This window comes from Halomonas sp. ATBC28, from assembly GCF_005937175.1.
Taxonomy (GTDB): Bacteria; Pseudomonadota; Gammaproteobacteria; order Pseudomonadales; family Halomonadaceae; genus Vreelandella; species Vreelandella titanicae.
Genome location: NZ_VCQL01000022.1, coordinates 13,591 through 33,513 on the forward strand (window position 1 = coordinate 13,591; position 19,923 = coordinate 33,513).

Below are 19,923 nucleotides of genomic sequence, written 5' to 3' on the forward strand. Positions count from 1 at the left end.
TTTCATATAGTTATTTATTTAACGCACTGACAAACGGCTGAATGGCGTATCAGACCTGCCGTATCAACGCCGCCAGGATCGCCGCACGCGGTACAATTGAGGCTATTTCAATGTGCTCATATTCCGCATGGGGGGCAGCGCCAGTTGCACCCAGCCCATCAAGGGTGGGAATACCTTTGGCTGCAGCGAAATTGCCGTCGCTTCCTCCACCTACCGAGGCTTCCGTAAGCTCAATGCCGAATGCACCGGCAGCGTGCTGTGCAAGTTCAAACAGACGAGCCGTAGCATGTGTTCGCTCCATCGGCGGGCGCGTCATGTCACCGCTAACGGTTAGCGTTACGCTGGGATGAAATGGGGTACTTTGATAAATGGCATTGTAGAGCCGCCCGGCTTCTTCCAGCGTCGTTACCCGAACATCAATACCTAACTCAGCTTCCTCCGGCACGACATTAAGTGGGCCACCGCCACGTACCATCCCAACATTCACTGTGGTTCCCAGGCCGGGGTCGGCCAGGCTATGTAAGTACTGAATCTGGTGGGACAACTCCTCAATCGCACTCACCCCTTCTTCAGGGTTATTGCCCGCATGAGCTGCTTTACCCGTTATATGCATGTAAAAGCGTCCAGAGCCTTTACGTGCCGTTTTCAAAGCGCTGCCATTAGCCGTGGCAGGTTCAACAACCAGCACCACATCGCTCGCAACCGACTCCTCCTCAATTCGTTGTCGCGAGGTAGGGCTACCTAACTCCTCATCACTGGTACATAGAAAACGAATACGGGCATTGGGAAGCGCATCGAGTTCAACGAGTGCTTTGACAGCCCAAATGGCTTGAACAATACCTGCTTTCATATCCAAAATGCCGGGACCGTAAAACTTGTCCGTCTCACGGCGGATAGCGAGCCGGCCGATATCCCAAACCGTGTCGAAATGCCCCAAAATAAGAATCTGACGATCCCCCTCTCCTAGCGTGAAGCCAAGATGATCGCCCTTTTCAGTTTGTGGGAACGTTTCCGCCTGACATTGGAGCCGGTCTTGAAATAACTGGCGCAACATTTGACCACAGGCGTCCACTGCGGCTTTATCATTGGATGGCGATTCAGCACGTACCAACGCTTCAATATCATCGAGAATAGAACGCTGATGCTCTTGCAGATAAGTGTGAAGGGTATTCATATAGCCTCTCGAGTAAGAATGACAGCCTCTAAACAGCAGCAACCCAGAACAGCGTTGTGCTATTAGGCGCACGGTCAGTATGTGAGGGGCATAACAAGGAAAGAATAAGAAGCGCGCAGCCGAATCGTTGCGTTCAAAGCAACGGTTAAGAAGCCGGTGAAGGATAGAGAGAATGGTGCAACAACGCATAGACCAGGGAATTACCGAACATCGACTGGCTTACCTTTACGAGGTTGCCATGCAAGGAGGTGTTAGAGCGGCTGCCGAGTCAGTCGGCGTTAACCCTTCAGCCATTAGCCGGCAAATAGCACTGCTTGAGCGTCATCTGCAAATTCCCTTGCTCGAAAAACAGGGAAGGAACGTCACGGTGACCCAGGCGGGAAAGCTACTGATCGAGCACCACCGGGAAATGCTGTATCGGCGGCGTCAATTAGCCGAGACACTGCAGGATATGCGCCACTTGCGTCGAGGCAGTGTCAGCCTACGGGTCGGGCAGGGTATGATCAGTGAATTTGTGGAAGGGCCTCTCCAACAGTTCAGTGCAGATTACCCTGATGTGTTTGTCGATATTCACTCTGGCAACATGAGTGAAACAATCAACATGATGCTGCGGGGCAAAGTGGACATGGCGATCAGCTTTGGTCCATTAGGCGATCCTCCGGTCATGGTTCGCAGTTTTAACCGCGGCCCCATTTGCGCCATAGTGCCGCCACATCACGCTTTGGCAGGCCTTGAAGCCATTACGCTTGAAACCCTGGCCTCCCAGCGATTGATCTTTATGGCAGAACAATTCGGCATCCAACAGTACATCAATGAAATGTTCAGCAGCCAACACCTAGCCCCTCTGCCCGCTTACCAGTGCAATCATTTTTCAACGGCTATTGCGCTCGCAATATCAGGGCTAGGTATTGCCTTCATGACGCGGCAGTCTGCCCGCCCATTGGTGGATCGTGGTGATATCGTTGCGATCCCTGTCGAGCACTCTTTATCGCATACCGCTACCTGCCATCTCATCCGTAGCCAAGGAAGAAGGTTCACTCCTGCCGCTGAACACCTATGGAAAGTACTCGCGAGCTCAATGCAATCACAGTCTGCCGGGAAGCGCTGAGCTTAAATCAGGTAGCGCTTTTACTCGTTAAATTTGGGGAGTAATTCGCGTCCAGTAATGCCCCCATATGAGGCAGCCAAGGCAACCCGCCACGCTTACCTTAACAGCTAACACCGGGGCTAAAACCGCATGGATGTGCCAGTGCCCGACCAGCATCACTCGTGCGCACCCACCTTGTCTGGGTGGCTACCCAGCATCAGAAACACCACAATCGACAGCAAAGCGATGAGAATCGCAGCAGCTGTTAGCAAGATCGAGTGCGTGGTGGAGAATGCTGCCTTCGCGGCCATGATGAGTGCATCCGCCTGATCTGCAGCCAGCCCTTGTGCCACAACGATGCTGTCGCTGATCGAGCGCGCAGCCTGTGCACTGAGGGCTGGCTCCAAGTGTGGCGGCAGTACAATAGTGCTGGTATAGACGCTCGCCATGAAAACCCCAAACAGGGTGATGCCGAGCCCACTGCCCAATTCGTAGCCGGTGGCTTCCAAAGAGCCTGCAGCCCCTCCTTTACTGGCGTCCACTGCCCCCATAATGGCAATTGAGGAAGCGGTCAGGCCGATGCTTAGGGTGAGCCCCAGCACGGCCAAAGCTGTTGGCACTGTCCAGTCAGGCGCGTGGAAGTCAGCATGCGCCAGGTAGGCCAAAGCGGCTGCCGCAATCGCCATCGACATGCTGGCAACCAACCGTAAGCCGAACCGGTTGGACAGGTAGCCTGCAACAGGGCCACCAACTGCAGCGGCCGCCATGATCGGCACCATAACAAGGCCGGCCTGCAGCGGCGTCTTGTCCAGCACATATTGCAGCTCTTGCGCCAGCGTCAGTTCGACACCTGCCAGTGCGCCGGAAGCCACTAACGCCATCACCATGCCAACGACAATGGCCGGATGGCGAAATAGCGATAAGTCCAGCATCGGCTCCGCCGAACGCAACTGGATACGTGCAAACCAGGTCAGCATCGCTAGTCCCAGGAAGAGCACCAACCCTGCACGCCACAGCGGCTGCCCCGCACCCACCCCAGACTTGATGCCATAAACCACCGAGATGATACCAACAAGCAAAATCAAGGCCTGACCGAAAGCCCATTTGCCTGGCGTCGTCGCCTCGCGGCGGGGCAGCAGCGCGTAGGCGACCGGCGCCACCACTAGCATGATGGGAACATTGATGAGGAATACCGAGCCCCACCAGTAATGTTCCAACAAGACACCACCAATCAATGGGCCAACTGCCGCGCCTGCGGCCCCAACCGTTCCCCATAGGCCAAGCGCCATCGCACGCTCGCGCTCGTCCTCGAAGGTTTTGCGGATGACACCCAGAACACAGGGCATGATCATCGACCCGCCAATGGCGAGCAGCACTCGAGCACCGATCAACATGACGGGTGTCGTCGAGAATGCCGCCAGTAGTGACGCCACCCCTAACACCAAGAGTCCGGTCAGCAGCACACGACGCGTACCGATTCGGTCAGCCAGCGTGCCCATCGGCACCAGCAGGCCCGCCATCAGCAGCGGATAAATATCGATGATCCACAGCACTTCGGTGCCAGTGGCACCTAGCGCCGGCGTCAGTACAGGTATAGCGACGTGCAGGATCGTCATGTCGATGACAACGGGCAGGAACGCCAGCATTACAGCAAACAGAACTAGCCAACGTTGTGGGATAGCAGAAAGCATTAGCCACTTAACTCCTAGATAATGATGTCACTTCCAACGCTGCCACTGAAAAGGTGTCTGACACAGGGGACGCCGACAGCGTTAGCACGATAGGCGGAATCAGTCGGCGCATGGCATTAATGCTCTATATCGTTATCGGGTTGTAATGATGAAAGGCGACGAGCCGTACGCCTGCCACTAACGCGCTCCTGAAGACCTATCACGAAAACGAAGAACACCGGGACGAAGAGAATCACCAGAAGCGTTCCGCTAACCATGCCGCCGAAAACGCCCGTGCCTATCGCATGCTGGGTTTTGGCACTGGCGCCAAACGCAACCATCAACGGCACCACTCCCAAGCCGAAAGCGAGTGAGGTCATAAGAATCGGACGCAGGCGCAGGCTGGCGGCTTCCACCGCGGCCTCCATCAGCCCCTTACCTTGCTCACGCAACTGTTTTGCGAACTCAACGATCAAGATCGCGTTTTTCGCAGACAACCCGATCACGGTGACCATACCGACTTTGAAGAACACATCGTTAGGCAGGTCACGCAGCAACATAGCAGCTACCGCACCCAGCAACCCCAGCGGCACAACCAGGATGACCGACAGCGGAATGGACCAGCTCTCGTAGAGAGCGGCTAACACCAGAAACACCGCCAGGATGGATAGCGCAACCAGCATGGGTGCCTGAGCAGCGGACTGGCGCTCCTGAAGGGACTGCCCCGTCCAGGCCACTGCGAAACCGGGCGGAAGTTGCTGCGCCAGACGCTCCATTTCAGCCATGGCATCACCAGTGGAAGCCCCCTTCGCCGCACTGCCGGAAATGCTGGTGGCGGGATAGCCCAGGTAGCGCACCATTTGTAGCGGTGTTTCGTCCCACACCGGAGTCACCACCTCTGACAGGGAAACCATGCCCCCCCTGCTATTTCGCACATGCAGCTTGAGCACGTCGTCGACCTGCATGCGTGCCGACGCATCCGCTTGCATAATCACCTGCTGCATCCGGCCCTCATTCGGGAAATCGTTGATGTAGGACGACCCCATCGCGGTAGACAGGATTTCGCTAATGTTGGCGAACGACACGCCGAGCGCTTCGGCTTTCTGGCGATCGATGTCAAGACGAATGCTCGCCCCTTCCGGAAGGCCGTCGGAATAGACGTCACTAACTACCTTGCTCTGCGCCGCCAGTTCCAGCAGCGTCGTCTCGGCAGCCTTAAGGGCGGCCGGCCCCTGGTTGCGGCGATCCTGCAAGAACATCGTAAAGCCGGACTTGGTACCCAATTCATCAATGGCCGGCGGCAACATACTCATCACCGTCCCTTCGTTCAATTGACTCATGGCTGCCTGAGCTCCTTCCGCTTCACTCGCCGCCGTGGCACCGTCGCGCTTCCCCCACTCCTTTAGCGTGGTGAACGTCAGCGCTGTATTCGCGCCAGACCCAGAGAACCCGAAGCCCAAAATAGACATATTGCCGTCCACTGCAGGGCGCGCCATGACGTACTCCTCATACGCCTTGACGACATCCAAGGTACGCTCGGTGGTCGCATTAGCGGGTAGCTGGATACTGGTCATGAAATAGCCTTGATCCTCTTCCGGCAGAAAAGCCGAAGGCAACTGGCGGAAGGCGAACACCAGCACGCCTGCGATGACCACAAACACCAGCATGACCCGACCACTGCGGGCGACCAGCCTCCCCACACGCGATTCGTAACGGGCGGTCATACGTTTAAGCGCCCGGTTGAACATGCCGAAGAAACCGCCTTTGTCGTGGTGCCCCGGTTTAATGGGCTTGAGAAGGGTTGCGCATAGCGCCGGTGTCAGCGTCAACGCCAGAAACGCCGAGAACAGAATCGAGACCACCATCGCCAGCGCGAATTGCTTGTAGATCACACCGACCGAGCCACTCGAGAAGGCCATCGGGATAAACACCACCGTCAATACCAGGGTGATGCCCACCACCGCGCCAGTAATTTCCTTCATCGCCTTGATGGTGGCGTCCTTTGGCGACAATCCCTCTTTGGCCATGATGCGCTCAACGTTCTCGACCACCACGATAGCGTCATCGACGATGATGCCAATCGCCAACACCATGCCAAACATCGTCAGCACGTTGATTGAGAAACCTGCCAGCAGCATCACCGTGAAGGTTCCCAACAACGCAATCGGCGCGACCAGTGCGGGAATCAGCGTGTAACGGATGTTCTGTAGAAACAGCAGCATCACCAGGAACACCAATACCATCGCCTCGATAAGGGTATGGATGACCTTCTCGATAGAAACCTTAACGAACGGAGCCGTATTAAAGGGAACCGATGAGCTCATGCCCGCGGGTAGCGCCTGGTTTAACTCAGCCAAACGCGCCTGCACACTTTCCGACGTGCGGACAGCATTGGCGCCGGGTGCCAGCTGTATGGCTGCCGCCGTCGCTGGCTGACCATTCTCACGATTGGAGAAGCCGTAGGATTGGGCGCCCAACTCGACTCGCGCCACATCGCCCAACACCACTTTGGAGCCGTCGACATTAGCGCGAAGTACGATAGCGGCGAACTCTTCCGGCGTGCTCAATTGCCCCTGTGCGGTCAACAGCGAGGACACCTTTTGGCCGGGTAAGGCCGGAGACGCGCCGATGCTGCCCGGCACAATCGGTGCGTTCTGCTCCGTGATCGCGGTCGAGAGATCATTCACCGACAAGCCGAAAGCAATCAGCTTCTCCGGCTCTATCCAGATTCGCATTGCCTGCTCAGCACCGAACAGCTGCACACGACCGACACCATCAATGCGGCGCAGCTCCTCGACGATATTGCGGGCCATATAATCGTTCAGGGCAATCTCATCAAAGCGCCCATCCTCGGAATTCAGACCTACGATCATCAGAAAACTGGATGACGCTGACTCGACGCTCAGCCCATCCTGACGAACCGCCTGGGGTAACCGAGGCTCGACTGCCTTGAGTCTATTCTGCACATCCACTTGGGCCAGTTCCGGATTTGTCCCTGGCTTGAAGGTGGCGGTGACAGAGGCCGACCCTGAAGAGTCCGCCGACGATTCGAAGTACAGCAGATTCTTGACGCTGGACAGTTCTCGTTCGATGAGACTGAGCACGGCATCGTTCATGGTCTGCGGTGTGGCGCCGAGGTAAGTCGCAGTGATGGTCACCGAAGGGGGCGCTACCGAGGGGTAGTGAGCGACCGGCAGCTTAGGAATGGCGATCACGCCCAGCAGGATGATAAACAGCGCGACCACCCACGCAAAGACTGGGCGCTGGATGAAGAACTGAGGCATTGCGGAGACTCCTGAAGCTTAATTAAGAAGATGCCACTGAAGCCTCAAGAGGCGATGACCTATGCCAATCAGTCGCGCTGACTTCGACACCATCAGAAAGTCGCTCTATACCCTCGACGACAACCTTCTGCCCCTCTGTCAACCCCGTCTTAATCCGATAATTACCGTTCGCCAATTCACCAAGCTCCACTGAGACCATCACCGCCTTGTCGCTGTCACCAATCAACCACACGTAGGGCTTACCGCCGATGCGCACCACGGACTGTTGCGGCACCGTCAACGCGTTGTCATAGCGTGCGTAGGGCACGCGGGCGCGCACAAACATACCGGGCAGCAGGCGTCGATTGGGATTGTCCACGAGTACACGCAGTAAAAGGTCACCCGTGCTGGCATCCACATTGATGCCCGAAAAAAGAATGCGTCCGGTGACATCGTAGGGTGTACCGTTGCTGCCGAGGATGGTGACCGGTAAACCATTATCTAGCGAAGGTTGCGCCGCCATCGCATCTTGAAGCGATTCAAGTGAGGAAGCCGAACGCTGAACATCGACATAAACTTTATCGATCTGCTGAACACGGGCCATGGGCGTGCTATCGCTGCTGCCGACAAGCGCTCCCACCGTTACCAACTCTTGATCAATTCGGCCAGCAATGGGAGACGCCACCGTGGAAAACTCTAAGTCAAGGCGGCGACGTGACAGCGTGGCACGCGCTTGAGCCACCTCAGCAGCGGCCTGCTGACTTTTGGATACGGCGTCGTCATAGGCCTGGCGGCTCACCGACTGCCCCCTGACCAGCGACTCCAACCGAGCGGACTGCGCACGGGCATTCGCAAGCTCGGCTTCGGCTTTCTGCAAAGCGGCTTCTGCCGTTTCCACTTCCGCTCGAAACGGCGCTGGGTTGATTTCGAATAATGGCTGCCCCGCACTCACGTCGGTTCCCTGTTCGAAAAGTCGACGTTGGACAATTCCGCTGACCTGCGGACGAATTTCCGCCACTTGAAAAGGAGCGACCCGGGCCGGTAAGTCTTCGGTCAGCTCCAATCTAACGGGTTCCAAGGTAACAACAGACACTCGGGCAGGCGGCGGCGCTACTTCTTGCTCAACTGGCCCGCAGGCGGTTAGCACGGTTAGCAGCAAGGCACAGAAGCCACCATTGCGGTAAATATGTCGGATCGTCATGCATCGTCCCTTCAGGCATCGTTCTTTCAGACCTAGCTCATTGAGAAATAGGTAAACATTTGCCTAGCAATAAAATTGAAGGGGACTATATCGCTGTAGCGTGGTATTAACGTCGACGGTATGTGTAGATATGATGGAGAACACTATTAATGTTTCATTAGGCGCTTACATGTCCACGACTCATCAGTCGCCAAGTTCTTATTCTGGTCAGCAAGCACTGATTCTCATCGCCGAAGACGAGCCTGAGATCGCTGATATTCTGCAGGCTTACCTGAAACGTGCGGGCCTCCGAACCATCTACGCAGAAGATGGACGTAAAGCATTAGATATGCATTTGTCGATGAAACCCGATCTCGTCTTACTTGATGTAAAGATGCCTAAAATGGATGGTTGGCAGGTGCTGTCAGAGGTTCGCCATCGGGGTAAGACGCCCGTCATCATGTTGACCGCGATGGATCAGGACATCGATAAACTCATGGGCTTGCGTTTTGGTGCCGACGACTACGTCGTCAAGCCGTTTAACCCTGCCGAGGTCGTCGCACGCACTCAGGCAGTGTTAAGACGCACCATGGCTGATGCTAGCCATCAACCTCTTGTGCTCAGGGTTCCGCCTTTTGAGATCGACTTGGAACAACACGAAGCCTTTGTTCAGGTGGGAGGAGACTCGCACAGCCTTGCGTTAACGCTCACCGAATTCAGATTGTTGACGCACCTTGCACGCGCGCCCAAAAAAGTTTGCACCCGCGCAGAGTTATTGGCCGCCTGCCTGCCCGAAGGTGAGGCGCTTGAGCGCACTGTCGACAGCCATATCAGCAAGCTGCGTAAAAAACTGGAAGACGTCGATGTGAAAGGCATACCCGTTGGCATACGCGGCGTTGGGTATCGGCTATGGGGAACAGAATGAAACTCATTGGATTGAGCCGGACAATCGCGTTAACAATGGCAGCAATGGCGTTTGGGATAACACTGCTAGTCGTGGTGACCTCTTATGTGTTCTATTTCATTACCTTCCATTTTTGGCAGGGGGCGATTAGCGAACCAAACATGTTCCCGTCGGGGCTAGAGTGGGCTTGGCTCGTTAGCACTACGTTGGTTGGGCTGGCGTTCGCCGTGATAGTGGGTATTCACTTGGCACGTCGCATTCTGGTACCGCTAAACTCCGTCACAGAAAGCATGCGTCGCGTCGCGCAAGGCGACCTGGACGCACGCGCCACGACGGGTGATCGCTCTTTAGGCGAGGCCGCCGTTTTGGCAAACGACTTCAATGCCTTGGCAGACCAATTACAGCGAATGTCCAAGGAAATGACGTTCTGGAATGCGGCGATTGCCCATGAGCTGCGTACGCCCGTTACTATTTTACGCGGACGCCTGCAAGGCTTGGCAGAAGGCGTATTCCCCCCCGAAAAACCCCAGTTTCAAAGCCTCCTTACCCAAATCGACGGTATGGCACAACTGATTGAAGACCTTCGCGCCGTAAGCTTGGCCGAAAGCGGCCATCTGAACCTTGAGATCAAGAAATGCGATCTTTCTACTGAAATTGAATCAGTCGTTGAATTTTGTAGACATGCCCTAGATGCATCAAATCATTATCCAACCCTTGATCTGCAATCTGGCGCCGCGTATTGCGATCCTGTCCGTATTCGTCAGGCATTGCTTGCGTTGCTGGAAAACGCTCGCCAGCATGCATCCCCAGGGACACTCATCATCCAAACGCGCCAGGACGACGGCTGGTGTGTTTTGCGTGTTATAGATACCGGCCCAGGTATTCCTCAGGAATATGCTTCTCAGATTTTCACGGCATTCCGGCATGCGCGGGACGCTGACAGTGGTATGCCAGGAGACAAGCGAGGAAGCGGGCTAGGATTGGCGGTAGTCGCGGCGATTGCAAGAGCCCATGGTGGCGAGGCTAAATGCTACCCCTCTGATGAGGGTGGCTCTTGTTTCGAGTTGCGCTGGCCTTCTCAATCACATAGGGGGTGATGACATAGCGCGTGATGACATAGCGCGTTTACCCTCTTGGCGAACTACTAAGAAAAAATCCTTAGTGGTTGCCTGCTCGCGCAATTGGCGCTGCTCCCAGAGATACACGAGCCGAATAGAGTTCATATTCGGCTCATAGGTTAGTCAGAAAGCTAACTGGGATGGAGAAGTATAGGTGGAGGGAAATCAGGGGAGAAGAGTGGATTGTGAAGAATGGATTGAGAGCATGCTGACGTTCTTGCTCGCGGTTACCCGGGAACGCCGAGGGCGCCCCCAGGTTTAGAATCAGCATACGGCTAAGACTCAACTCCAGCTGCCTGTGCCACCGCCAGCGCCGGTAACGGTGGAGACGGCACCCGACTGGAAGTGGCCCAATAGATTACTGTCGCCGTCGAAGAACAGAATGCTCAGATAGACTGGCGTACCCTGAAATTCGAAACTTACCGTATCACGATAGAGCCGTTCGAGATCTTTGGTATAGACATCCCCAAAGAGAGCGCCGCCGCCCGCTGAGGAGATGCCGCCAGCATTGCCATCGAAGGACTTGCCATCGGTGATGTTAACCTGAAACCTAAGATAGAAGATCAGGCTGGCTACGCTGCCGGTAGCAGGATAGGCCTTCTCGGAAGCCATCAAAGCGTCGGCAACGTCATCGATCTGCTCAGGCTCGAGTTTTTCATGCATGGCAACACGAAAGTCGTGGGCGATCAGTTTTTTATCAATGGTTTGAGGAGCATTCATGGTTAGATACCTCATGCGGATGTTGTGAAATCGGCGGCCGGTCATCGACCGCGGCTTACCTGCCCTAAGCATTTCAGCTTAGATACTGCGCAGTCACAGCATCAGCTCGGCATCACCAATATTGCTAACAATAGCCACACGAAGTACAACGGATCACTTCGGTATCAGCTTCTCTTGCGCCCTTGGCAGCAACGAACTCTTGGAAGATCCTGGAGCAAACGACTGCATAAGGAGAATAACGATGGACACTTCAACGCTTCGGGTTGCCATTATCGGCGGCGGCGTCTCTGGCCTGTCACTGGCCTACTACCTTCAGAAGCTCGGTGGCAAAGCAGCCCAGCAGATAGAAATCACCCTATTCGAGCGCAAAGCCACGCTTGGCGGCAACGCCGAAACGGTGTGGGTCGACCTCGGCAATCGGCGGCAACCGGGCAAGCCCGAGTCGCCCTATCGGCGCTGGGCCGACCTAGGGGTCAATGATGTCAACTTGGCCACCTATCATCGCCTGCGCACGGTGCTTAGCGAGATCGGCGAGCTAGAGCGCATGAAGCCGCTAGAGAATACCGAGAGCTACTTCAGCCGTGACGGAGCGATAGCCCTGACCGATGATAGCGACCTGGCCCGCGGTGTCAGCGACCCCGCCCACGAGCTAAATCAGGCCGAAGGGGGCAAGCTAGCGCCGTTGATCACCGTGGTGCATCAAAGCGCCATCGACCTAGTGGAGAGTGGACGCATTACGCCCCGCTATACGGTAGATGACTTCTTCGACAGCTGTGTCGCCACGCCCGTCGAGATGCTGGCAGCCGCAGCGGATCATTTGAAAATCACCATCGACTGGCAGGACCCGGCGCTGCCAGCTCGGCTGGAACGCATCCGCCACACCATCTACTATCCACGCATATCGGCCATGTACTTCGCCGACGATCGCGGCCCGGGCGGTATGCCACTCCAAGCTCCCTTCGAGTATTACCGCATTCAGGAAGGTGGCTCGCCCCCAGATCGCCGCTACTTCGAGCATGGCTCCCAGCACTGGCTTGAGGCCTTGGCCGCTTATATCGCCAACCCCGAGACTCAGGGCCCAAGAGTCAAAATCCTGCGCGGCATCGACGTAGAGGCAAGGCTCTCGCCCCAGGGCGCAACGCTAGCCGAGCGTACCGCTTCAGGTGAACGCCGCTGGCAGGCAGATATTCTAATCATGGCCACCCATGCTGAAGATGCCCTGCCGATACTGACCTTTGGCGACGGCCTGACTGAGATCCAGCAAGGCCTTCAGCATATTCTTGGCAAGGTGCGCTACACCCGCAGCTTCAGCGTCTGTCACACCGCTGCAGCCCGCCTGCCACCCAATCGCAACCTATGGCGTACCTACAATATCGAAGTACGGAACCCTGAAGACACCTTCTTCCCCTACCGTATCGACTATGTAGCCAACCGCCACCAGAACGATGCAGAGAACAGTGATTACAATCAGGCAGGCCTGCCGCAGTACTTCGTCTCTCTGGTGGATGATCTCAACAAGATTCCCCACCGCGAGATGCTCGAGCGGCGCCCTTCGCCCCTGAACGACTCCATAGCCACTGAGCCAAACGAAGCTGGCTACCGAGACCGCTTGCCGCCACTGGGCAGCGCTCTGGAAGCCAAAGCCTGGACCCTGTTCAAGCACAATGTACTGGATGCCAACTGCCTGGAAGCTCAAGCGGAAATCGAGCGCTATAACCGAACCACCGCCCAAGGACGCTTCGAGGGAAACCAGAACGTATGCCCGCTGCTGTTTGCTGGCGGTTGGGCGCGCGGCGCGGGCCTTCAGGAGCAGTGCCTGGAACAGTCAGAGCATCTCATCGCCCTGCTGTTGGGGGATACCGGATCAACGTAAAGATAACGCGCGACGACTAGTAACGGCTGGCAGCCAGACAAGGCATCGTCATCAGCAGACCAGCCACTTCGCCCTGGCGCCAGCAATCCCGTAAAGCTTCCAGAGCGCTAGACTCGCCGTTCTCTTCGCAGCTCTCCAACCAAACAGCGTGAGCCTCAATCAGCGCTCGGTGATGCTCGCCCCAGGCACAGGGCTCCGCCGCCATCAGCTGGGTCAAGCGCTGGGCATAGTGGCGGGCTGCGGAAGGGCGATGGTCAAGCAAGCTAACCTCCGCCGCCGTGACAAAAAAACGGTAGCCGTTGTGCCCCACGCAGCCAGCATCCAGCAACGCTTCACCCTGTTGCAGCGTCTCCAAGCGAGCCTCTGGATCCTCTTCCAACAGCGCCCGAGTGCCGAGCACCCAAGGGCCAATAAAGGCCGTCAGACGGTGCTGTTCCACCAACTGCCAGGCACGCTCGATACTGGCTCGCGCCTCAGCCTGTCGTCCGGTGATCAGCTCGATACGGGCACGGCTCTCCAACAGAAAGGCCTCGAAGCGCCCTGACCCCAGGCCGCGAGCCACTGCCAGCGCCTGTGTAACCTGCTCGTCGGCCGCATCGGGATTGCCCTGGGAAATCAGAACCCAGGACGCCGTTAGCCGAGCCACCACTTCAGCACGCCGATTGCCAACACGCTTGCCCAGCTCAGCAGCATCGAAACAGTCGGCCAACGCCGCCTCGGTCTCGTTAGCATAAAGACGAGCCGTACCCAGCATGAACAAATTAGAGGCCTCTAGGTCAGCGTGGCCGTGAGTTCGGCAGAGTGCCACACAGTGGTCGAAAAGCTCGTAGGTGCTGCGCATCTGCCCCTCGGCATAATGCGCATCGCCCAGCCCACTCAGGGCCTGGATTTCGGTATGCACATCGCCACCCAATCGGGCCTGCTCCAGTGCCCGAGTGTGGTAGGCCCGGCTGGTGGCAAAATCGCCCCGGGGGAAATAGAGATTACCTTTTAGATAAAACACTTCAGCTAGGGGCAAAGGGTCTTTCAGCATCTCGGCCAGGGGCAACAGCCCATCGAGTATCGCTTCTTCTGCCTCTAGGGCATCGAGCATGTTCAGCACCCGGGCTAGCCAAAGATCCGCGGTAATGCGCTGACACTCCTCTCGGGCGAACGTGCGCGCCGTCTCGAAGTGCTCGCGAGCCGCCTGGATGCGCCCGGTCGCCATCGCCACCTGGCCTTGCAGCAGCACTAACCGGTACTCATCCTTCGGCGCATAATCGATGGCTCGGCATTGTCTCAGCAGCGCCATGGCTTCCTCATGCCGATAACGCAGCATTTCCGCTGCCACCGCCTCCAGGAACGCATTCGGTGCTTCCAGGGAACGTGCACGGTGAAGATGGCGCGCACGTAGCCCCAGTTCCGTTTCACCATACAGCTCAGCCAGCCGGAGATGCAGGCGGTCGCGTTGTATTTTTGGAATCCCTTCGTAGATGCCCTGTAGAATCAGGTCATGCACAAAGCGATAGCTCCCCTCTTCCAGCGGGCGTACCAAACTGTAGCGCTGGGGGAGTTCAGGTCGATAATCGGCCTGCCCCACCACTTCCTGCAGCAACGCTAGGGAGAAGCGCTGCCCCATAACGGCGGCGACGCACATGGCCCGACGATCCAGATCGGTGAGCTGATCCAGCTTGGTCTGTACCAGATTAGCGAGGCTGGCTGGCAAGCTGCAGTGGGGATGAAACAGCAACAGTTGAGTCAGAAACAGCGGATTGCCCTGGGCCTGAGTGACAAGGCGGGAGGCATGCTCGGTGGGAACCGCTCCGAAGCTGGCTACCAGGGCCTCGGCCTCTTGGGGGCGCAATGGAGGAAGTTCGATCAGGGTTAGCGGCGACTCAGGCAACTGTGGCCTTAGACGGGTCTCTAGTGGGTCCTGCTCTAAGCGTGAGGTAAACAGCCAGATCACCGGCGCTTCCAGGGTCTCCTGGAGTAGCCCAGTCAGGGTTCCCAGCAGCGCCTCATCGGCCCAGTGAAGGTCTTCCACCACCAGCAATTGGGGGCGATGAATAGACCGCGCCAGGAGAGTGTCGCGCAGTGCCAGAACCAAACGCTGGCTGCGGGTCTCCGGGGTCATGGCCGCATAGAGACGCTGCGCATCCTCTGGCTGAGCCAGCCCCAGCAAGGGGCGCAGCAGCATGGCATGATCCACGGGCAAACGCAGCGCCGAAAGGCGAGCGAGCAGGCTCGCTTCGTCTATCGTTTCACCTTTCGTCTCATCGGACGTTTGAAGCAGCGAACGAGTCAGCTGCATCAACGGGCCTTCATCGGCACGCGTGCCGAAGTCCAACACCTCGGCCTGATGATGATCGGCATGCGCCGCCGCCATCTCGGCAAACTCGGCGCTGAGACGCGTCTTGCCGATGCCCGCCACGCCGCGAATATAGATCAGATGGCCAGCCTGATAGTCACAGGTACTCTCTAAAATGGCCTGCAGCTGCCCCAACTGCACCCGGCGCCCCACCAGTTCGAAGCGGGCCTCCTGAGATTCGTCTCGGGGATGGCAGTAGCGCAGCCAATCTCCGCCTTCATCATCGAAGATAAAGCGTTCCGCCAACTGCACCGCCACCCCGCGCTCAACCCAAACACCGCTCCGCTCCTCCGCTATCGAAGGGGGCGTAGCGGACGGCCATTGGCCAGCCTGGAGATATACGACCTTCGCCACTCCCTGTTCCACCAGGGTCGCGGCGCACAACAGGCCCCGCTGGGCATCGCTACGGTAAGCCCGGGGCAGCCCAAACAGGGCCGTCCCTTCTTCCGCCAGGCTGCCGCCGAAATGCTGAACCCAGGTCGCCAGGGTTGGCTGGTCAGCCACCACAGCATGCAATTGGATCAAGACACGCGCGCTTTCCATCTCCTCGCTATCAGCGGCAGGCACAGCGGCGGCCTCTTCCGCATTCGCTGACAGCGCCTCAACCTCGACGCCGTAGATCTCAGCCAAGTGGCGAGCGGTGCGATAAAGCACCGCCCGCCCACTCTCGGCCCGTTTAATCGAAGCAATAGAAACGCATAGGCGCTGGTCGAAGCAGTACTCGGCCAGCGCCTCCTGACTCAAGCCCAGCCGTTTGCGGTGCTGCTTCAAGCGCTGGCGATCCAGCCGCAAACGCCCATCTTGGGGAGCGATCATGATTGCCTTCCTTTCTCGAACACGCGGGAAATGTCGACCATGGCACTGCATCACGCTTTACATGAAAAATCGGCGTGCAAAGACTGGCTAGCTTTTGTGCAAGCCTATGGTTTTTTAGTATTAGATGGAACTAAGCCTAGCAGATTACGAGCTAGTGCAGAGCAAGCGGCACTAGTTTTGAGGAAAGATGAGCAGAAATACATAGACCTACCACCTCGCCCATTCAGCTCACAGGATGAGCCGATTATGGTTTATATTCGGCTCATAATATAGCCAGATACTAACTGGAATTTGGTAGAATAGAATCAGTAGCAGAAAAAGCTTGATGCAGCTATGGCTGACGGTCATGCGTAGCGCTAAAACCAACATTAAAGAGGCAATTAGATAGCCAAAAGACTCACCCCGTTTGTTATTGCCTATGATTTTGATGGTACTGAAGGCCGTTACTACACGATTTATCTTCTCGACTGGCTCCCACTAGTGCTATCCATTCTGGAGGTAATCCTGGTTATTCAGGGGCCTTCCAGGCCAGCCCAGGAAATCGGCGTATCGCATAAGATGATTTACGTTCTTTACGTGCAGATTTTACATATACTGACGTGCGGGCATTCGTGGATTGGGTCATTGAACGCATACAACTTGCCGAGCCACGGTGGCAAATTAGCAATATCATTTAAAGGTTTGCGCTCGCCCCCTGTTGTCCGGCATACGGCCTTTACCTAGGCAAAGCGATGCTTCGCAACGTGGGTACTACAGCTCACGGCTCCACACCTGACCGACAAGATCCTTGCCGAAGCTGTGATGGGGCGTTTCCTCAACCAGTTCGAAACCCGCCCTTTCATAGATTTTTCGCGCACCAATAAGAACGCTGTTGGTCCACAAGATGATTTTTTTATAGCCAGCTTGGCGGGCGAATCTTAGGCATTCATCGACAAGACGGCCACCTATTCCAAGACCTCGGGCGCAGGGATCGACATAGAGTAACCGCAGCTTTGCGGTCGCTTCGTCCTCCCTAACGACGAACACGGAACCAACGACACTTCCTTGCTTCTCGACGACCCAGCACCGTTCCCATTGCGGGTCATAATCACGCAGATACTTGGCGACGATGTCTGCTGTCAGTGCTTCATATTCACTGTTCCAGCCGTACTCTTGGGCATAAAGAACCGCCTGCCGATGGACGATCCATCCCATATCGCCCGGCTGCGGGTCGCGCAGCAGGTAGTTCGAATCGGTATCGCCAAGCAGGCTCTCAATTTGATGCATCGCCTCGATCAACTGGTGTTGCTCAGGCTCCGAAAGCCGCTTGAGCATGGCAACAACTTCGCGCTGGGACGCATCACTCAACGGCAGGTAAGTTTCCCGCCCATGATCAGTCAATTGCAGTTGCGCCGCCCGGCGATCGGAGGGCAAGGGGATCCTGGTGATGAGCCCCTTCTTCTCGAAGCCTTTCAGCACCCGGCTCACGTAACCGGCATTGAGCCCCAGCTCCCGGCAAATATCCGAGCTGGTAAGCATCGGCCGATGCGCCAGCTCATAAAGAATGCGAACCTCCGTTAGCGAGAATGGGCTTTCCAGCAAATGCTCGTGCAGCACACCGATCTGACGCGTGTAGAAACGGTTAAAGCTTCGCACCGTTCCAGCTCGCTCATGCAAGCGTTGTTCTGCGGCCATGGAAGAGGCCTCCAGTTAGTTGCCTTAAGCACATAATTAATTGCTTTTGGCAACCATGTCAACAAGATCTCATAAGAAACTACTGACAAAATAAACGAAGCTCACTCGACTGCGCGACGACCTGAATATCAAGCGCCACACATCTCCCAAACAGGCATCTCCCAAGCAACACTCAATGAACAAAAACCATCACCACAAGCACCATGGTCAGCAATAGCAGGTACACCCTGGCATGAAGACGGTCAGGAATGCGTCCGATCCAGGTCGATGCCAGGCGGATTCCGAGCCATGAGCCCACTGCGAGTACCAGCAAGGCGCGCAGATCCACATAACCGGCATACCAGTCCCCCAACGCTGGGTGATTTGCCGACAGCAACACATACGTCGCGGTGCCACTCACCGCCATGGGCAACGACAACGGATTGGCCATGGCAGTAGCTGCCGTCATACTTGCGCCTCTACGGCGCATGAGCGGTACGGTCATCACACTGCCGCCAACGCCCAGCAAGGCGGCCACCGCACCAATCAATGTCCCCGTCATCGCCGTTACCCCACGCCCTATAGGACGCACATCACTCCCCGCCTGATGCAGAAAACCGGGTCGCAGAGCGGCATCCGCAATCGTGATGCCCAGATAGCCGATGAACGCCCAGCGCACCCACTCCCCGCTCAACGACACGGCAGCCGCCGCGCCAAGCACGGCGCCCACGGCGATATAGCCCACCAGCGGACGCACCAGGTGCCACTGCACGGTCTGCCGTAGATGGTGGCGCCATGTGGACAGGGAAGCAGCAAATACCATCAACGCCGTCGAGGTGGCCACCGCGATATGCATGGCCGCCTGACCGATACCACTATCCGGCCCATGGACGGAAATCAGCAGGGTATACAGCAAGGGAACCACCACAAACCCACCACCGAAACCGAACAACACGGTAGTCACTCCCGCCAACCCGCCACAAAGAAGCAATACGCTATACACCGGCACTCTCCTGATGAAACGAAACAGCAGGCACTATATGCTGGCGAGGATTGGCCGACATTCGTCACTCGGACAACCATCAACGCGTTTCAGCCAGGTTAACGCTAATGCTCAAGACACCTCTTTCAGATGTGGATCATGTGGCACGGCCCATAGTGGCCATCGTTACTGACTACCGCCCCGGCACCCTCCTCGATTTTCATACCCATCGGCGTGCCCAGTTTCTCTATGGCATGAGCGGCGTGATGGAAGTCAATACGGATGACGGCGACCAGACCACTGCTACCCGCAATCGCGCCGCCGATATCGAAGACCTCCGGCGCATAAGCGCCGAAGAAGAACCACCAGTCAAAGAGTCGCCAAGGGTGATAGACCGGCGTGCCGAAGAGATCAAACCAAGGAGAACCGAGGCGTAGCTGATAGCCCAGGGCGGCGGCGGTCCACTGTGTGGCGCCCCAAACACCGACAATCACGATGCCGAAAATGGCAGTGACCTGTCCGAACAATACGCCCTGAGAGTGCATTCACCGACCTCCGATATCTTCGCGCTAATGCCTCGTTCCATCGCGACACAAGAACGCCGTATAACGCGAGGATCAGTGCCGAGCCGGTGCCGATCAAAGATCTATTATCGGGATGGAGTTGATGAAAAAAACATCTTTTCATACCGGAAATAACACAATAAAAACGCCGCAAGCGGGAGCGCGTTGCGGCGTGTCAGTAAAGAAAAGAGGAATTTGTTGTCAGTGGTCTGACATCAGAACTTAGGTGACTCCTCCGGTGGTGTATAGGGCGTTTCCCCATCGCCATAGAATCGCTTGCGTGTGGCTTCGGCGACTCGGTTGCATAACACATCGGCCCGCTCCGCCTTGCACTGCCGACGCAGCTCCGTCAACTGTTTGGAATCGCCGGACAGCTCGTCCACGGTCGGCTCTTCGGACCTTGCTCGGCGCTTTCGATGGGCCGCAACCGGACAGCGCTGCAACCAGCAGTGATGGGATAACCTGCTTCATAGCTCGACATCCCCCTAGCCAAGTTCGGGTGGAGGGACAAGCCTTATACCCTCAGATGATGCAAGGCCCTGCACCCGCTCAATGAAGCGAATCAAGACATCC

General features: G+C 56.7%; 12 protein-coding genes and 2 pseudogenes. 4 read left to right on the forward strand and 10 right to left on the reverse strand.

From position 1 onward, the window contains the following. Positions 1–49: 49 nt before the first annotated feature. On the reverse strand, positions 50–1,174 hold the full coding sequence (locus E0L35_RS20810) for a M20 family metallopeptidase (RefSeq protein ID WP_138801309.1): 1,125 nt from the start codon (positions 1,172–1,174) through the stop codon (positions 50–52). Positions 1,175–1,346: 172 nt separating this feature from the next. Here E0L35_RS20810 and E0L35_RS20815 point away from each other — a divergent pair, with 172 nt between their 5' ends. Continuing rightward, on the forward strand, positions 1,347–2,282 hold the full coding sequence (locus E0L35_RS20815) for a LysR family transcriptional regulator (protein WP_035538973.1): 936 nt from the start codon (positions 1,347–1,349) through the stop codon (positions 2,280–2,282). Between the two features lie 155 nt (positions 2,283–2,437). Here E0L35_RS20815 and E0L35_RS20820 read toward each other — a convergent pair whose 3' ends face one another. The 3 genes from E0L35_RS20820 to E0L35_RS20830 all read right to left on the reverse strand — a co-directional run bounded on the left by E0L35_RS20820 (position 2,438) and on the right by E0L35_RS20830 (position 8,395). Beyond that, positions 2,438–3,952, reverse strand: coding sequence for an MFS transporter (locus tag E0L35_RS20820; RefSeq protein WP_138801310.1), 1,515 nt, complete (start codon positions 3,950–3,952; stop codon positions 2,438–2,440). Between the two features lie 116 nt (positions 3,953–4,068). After that, entirely contained in the window at positions 4,069–7,215 is a 3,147-nt protein-coding gene (locus E0L35_RS20825; RefSeq protein ID WP_138801311.1) for a multidrug efflux RND transporter permease subunit, read from the reverse strand. Positions 7,216–7,237: 22 nt separating this feature from the next. Next, positions 7,238–8,395, reverse strand: a complete 1,158-nt coding sequence (locus E0L35_RS20830) for an efflux RND transporter periplasmic adaptor subunit (RefSeq protein ID WP_138801312.1) — start codon at positions 8,393–8,395, stop codon at positions 7,238–7,240. A gap of 133 nt (positions 8,396–8,528) precedes the next feature. Between E0L35_RS20830 and E0L35_RS20835 the strand changes: the two genes are divergently transcribed. Both E0L35_RS20835 and E0L35_RS20840 read left to right on the forward strand, forming a co-directional pair. Continuing rightward, a complete protein-coding gene (locus E0L35_RS20835; RefSeq protein WP_349304650.1) occupies positions 8,529–9,299 on the forward strand; it encodes a response regulator in 771 nt (256 codons plus the stop codon). Continuing rightward, entirely contained in the window at positions 9,296–10,375 is a 1,080-nt protein-coding gene (locus E0L35_RS20840) for an ATP-binding protein (RefSeq protein ID WP_138801313.1), read from the forward strand. Before E0L35_RS20835 ends, E0L35_RS20840 begins: the two co-directional genes overlap by 4 nt. A 303-nt stretch (positions 10,376–10,678) precedes the next feature. Here E0L35_RS20840 and E0L35_RS20845 read toward each other — a convergent pair whose 3' ends face one another. After that, on the reverse strand, positions 10,679–11,116 hold the full coding sequence (locus E0L35_RS20845; RefSeq protein WP_171051213.1) for a VapA/VapB family virulence-associated protein: 438 nt from the start codon (positions 11,114–11,116) through the stop codon (positions 10,679–10,681). A gap of 241 nt (positions 11,117–11,357) precedes the next feature. Here E0L35_RS20845 and E0L35_RS20850 point away from each other — a divergent pair, with 241 nt between their 5' ends. After that, positions 11,358–12,989 carry an FAD-dependent oxidoreductase gene (locus tag E0L35_RS20850; protein ID WP_249362169.1) on the forward strand — a complete coding sequence of 544 codons (1,632 nt, stop codon included), beginning with the start codon at positions 11,358–11,360 and terminating at the stop codon, positions 12,987–12,989. Positions 12,990–13,005: 16 nt separating this feature from the next. Here the strand turns inward: E0L35_RS20850 and E0L35_RS20855 are convergent, their stop codons facing one another. The 5 genes and pseudogenes from E0L35_RS20855 to E0L35_RS20880 form a co-directional block, all read right to left on the reverse strand. Next, positions 13,006–16,152, reverse strand: a complete 3,147-nt coding sequence (locus E0L35_RS20855; protein ID WP_171051214.1) for an AAA family ATPase — start codon at positions 16,150–16,152, stop codon at positions 13,006–13,008. A gap of 750 nt (positions 16,153–16,902) precedes the next feature. Next, the gene (locus E0L35_RS20860) at positions 16,903–17,826 is read right to left on the reverse strand and encodes a bifunctional helix-turn-helix transcriptional regulator/GNAT family N-acetyltransferase (RefSeq protein ID WP_022519737.1); all 924 of its coding nucleotides are present in this window, start codon (positions 17,824–17,826) and stop codon (positions 16,903–16,905) included. 172 nt (positions 17,827–17,998) lie between these two features. Then, a complete protein-coding gene (locus tag E0L35_RS20865; RefSeq protein WP_138801317.1) occupies positions 17,999–18,808 on the reverse strand; it encodes a sulfite exporter TauE/SafE family protein in 810 nt (269 codons plus the stop codon). Positions 18,809–19,071: 263 nt separating this feature from the next. Then, positions 19,072–19,332: pseudogene (locus tag E0L35_RS20875) on the reverse strand (conjugal transfer protein TraG); the annotation flags it as partial. A 233-nt stretch (positions 19,333–19,565) separates the two neighbouring features. Then, a pseudogene (locus tag E0L35_RS20880) lies at positions 19,566–19,821 on the reverse strand (entry exclusion lipoprotein TrbK). Positions 19,822–19,923 lie beyond the last annotated feature (102 nt).

Excerpts from the sequence above, each read along its gene's own strand:
- E0L35_RS20810 (WP_138801309.1), bottom strand. The coding sequence starts at position 1,174 with ATGAATACCCTTCACACTTATCTGCAAGAGCATCAGCGTTCTATTCTC.
- E0L35_RS20815 (WP_035538973.1), top strand. The coding sequence starts at position 1,347 with ATGGTGCAACAACGCATAGACCAGGGAATTACCGAACATCGACTGGCT.
- E0L35_RS20820 (WP_138801310.1), bottom strand. The coding sequence starts at position 3,952 with ATGCTTTCTGCTATCCCACAACGTTGGCTAGTTCTGTTTGCTGTAATG.
- E0L35_RS20825 (WP_138801311.1), bottom strand. The coding sequence starts at position 7,215 with ATGCCTCAGTTCTTCATCCAGCGCCCAGTCTTTGCGTGGGTGGTCGCG.
- E0L35_RS20830 (WP_138801312.1), bottom strand. The coding sequence starts at position 8,395 with ATGACGATCCGACATATTTACCGCAATGGTGGCTTCTGTGCCTTGCTG.
- E0L35_RS20835 (WP_349304650.1), top strand. The coding sequence starts at position 8,529 with ATGGAGAACACTATTAATGTTTCATTAGGCGCTTACATGTCCACGACT.
- E0L35_RS20840 (WP_138801313.1), top strand. The coding sequence starts at position 9,296 with ATGAAACTCATTGGATTGAGCCGGACAATCGCGTTAACAATGGCAGCA.
- E0L35_RS20845 (WP_171051213.1), bottom strand. The coding sequence starts at position 11,116 with ATGAATGCTCCTCAAACCATTGATAAAAAACTGATCGCCCACGACTTT.
- E0L35_RS20850 (WP_249362169.1), top strand. The coding sequence starts at position 11,358 with ATGGACACTTCAACGCTTCGGGTTGCCATTATCGGCGGCGGCGTCTCT.
- E0L35_RS20855 (WP_171051214.1), bottom strand. The coding sequence starts at position 16,152 with ATGATCGCTCCCCAAGATGGGCGTTTGCGGCTGGATCGCCAGCGCTTG.
- E0L35_RS20860 (WP_022519737.1), bottom strand. The coding sequence starts at position 17,826 with ATGGCCGCAGAACAACGCTTGCATGAGCGAGCTGGAACGGTGCGAAGC.